Consider the following 1,481-nt stretch of genomic DNA (forward strand, 5'->3'; position numbering starts at 1 on the left):
ATTAGATTCAAAGAAAGTTATAGATAGCAACATTGGGGGAAATGTTAGCTCAATGTCAGGAATCGTTTTTACTAAAAGAAGAAAATTATGAATTATGGTTTAATAGCAATTTTATTATTTTTAATATCAACCAACTTAATACATGGATTAGAAGGAAAAAATAAAAAAGAAAAAATAAAAACAATCTTACTTTTTCTTTGCTTCTTTCTTCTCTTTGGTGCATTTATGGTGTATTTTAATATTGCTATAAATGACTTATTAGAAAACCCAATAATAAAAAAATAAATCAATAGATAATATAAATAAAGCCTAGTGAATTTTAATTCACTAGGCTTTTTAGCACCAAATAGAGTGCATTTGATTTTTTAATAAAACATCGGTTCACTTTCCCAATCAATTTCAAATGGCAATTCCTCTACTGGTTCAGATTCAATTTGTTGAATTTCTGGTTCAGTCTCTAAATCTGCGCATGCTAATTTATTGTTCCAGTTCCCCCATAGATGAGCTGTTGTGTATAAATGATGATGAACCTCATTTTGTAAGGTATCCCCAATTATCACTTCGCCCGGTATATGTAAAAGTGTCATTTGGATATAACACATCATTGCCGCGGTAAAATCCAAATCCCTTGCCTGGACCCACATCTGCTGCTGCGGGTTAAACTGTTCCTGACGTAAATAATTATAGGATTCTATAATCATCACACCAGAACCGCACGTTGGCTCTTGCAACGTGATAAATCCACGTCGCTGAATTAACTCATGACAATTGGATAATGTCATTGCTGCCATCGCGTATGCAACATGGCTCGGAGTGAAATGCTGTGCTTTATATCTATCGCCGAGCTCTAAGCCCATAAACACCGAACCTAAAAAATCATAGCTCTTGTTTTCAAGGGCTTCTACAACAATCACACTAAGCTCAACTAACTTTTGCTTTTCCTCATCTGTGTAGTGACCTACAGCCGTCTGATAACGCTGTTTCAGCGTTTCATCCGCTGACTCACCATACAAAACCAGATAAAACTCAAGTCCCAAAATTGTTATAAAGTCATAGAACACTTCAGAACGCCGGTAATGAGGTGCAATCGATTTAAAAAGTGCGGTAAATTTTTGTTCAAAATCCATGGATTGCTCCTTATCAATTATTGAATAGGGAGCAAATCCCATAAGGAATTTGTCCCTATGGGATGAAAAGTGCGGTTAAAATTGACCACACTTTGGTTGTATTCACAGATTAAAGGTTTACTCTTCCTCTTCGGTAAAACCCCAATGAAATTCCCGAAGAATAAATGTCTTCATTTCTGAGTCATCTATCCAGTTTGAAGAATAACCGCCTTGCGTATCTGAAATCAGTTCGCCGGCAAACCACATTCCCGGCTCAAAATAGGCAAGTCGCATTTGATAATTTGAGAAAGTTTCACAAAGTGTCGCGAACCATTCTTCCGGTGGACTCCAAGGCGTATCGAACTCACAAACAAT

At 36.4% G+C, this 1,481-nt stretch carries 3 protein-coding genes; 1 reads left to right on the plus strand and 2 read right to left on the minus strand.

Annotated elements, in window-relative coordinates; all coding sequences use genetic code 11:
* Window positions 1-87: 87 nt before the first annotated feature.
* Window positions 88-285, plus strand: a complete 198-nt coding sequence (locus BKK47_RS12015) for a hypothetical protein (RefSeq protein WP_077495054.1) — start codon at window positions 88-90, stop codon at window positions 283-285.
* 80 nt (window positions 286-365) lie between these two features.
* Here BKK47_RS12015 and BKK47_RS12020 read toward each other — a convergent pair whose 3' ends face one another.
* Entirely contained in the window at window positions 366-1,127 is a 762-nt protein-coding gene (locus BKK47_RS12020; RefSeq protein WP_077495055.1) for an N-6 DNA methylase, read from the minus strand.
* A 117-nt stretch (window positions 1,128-1,244) separates the two neighbouring features.
* A partial coding sequence (locus BKK47_RS12525) for a DUF1281 family ferredoxin-like fold protein (RefSeq protein ID WP_482822354.1) occupies window positions 1,245-1,481 on the minus strand: 237 nt, incomplete at its 5' end.

The organism is Rodentibacter mrazii (assembly GCF_001998825.1).
GTDB lineage: Bacteria > Pseudomonadota > Gammaproteobacteria > Enterobacterales > Pasteurellaceae > Rodentibacter > Rodentibacter mrazii.

Bases quoted from the DNA above. Each gene is read 5' to 3' on its own strand.
- BKK47_RS12015 (WP_077495054.1), top strand. From the start codon at position 88: ATGAATTATGGTTTAATAGCAATTTTATTATTTTTAATATCAACCAAC.
- BKK47_RS12020 (WP_077495055.1), bottom strand. From the start codon at position 1,127: ATGGATTTTGAACAAAAATTTACCGCACTTTTTAAATCGATTGCACCT.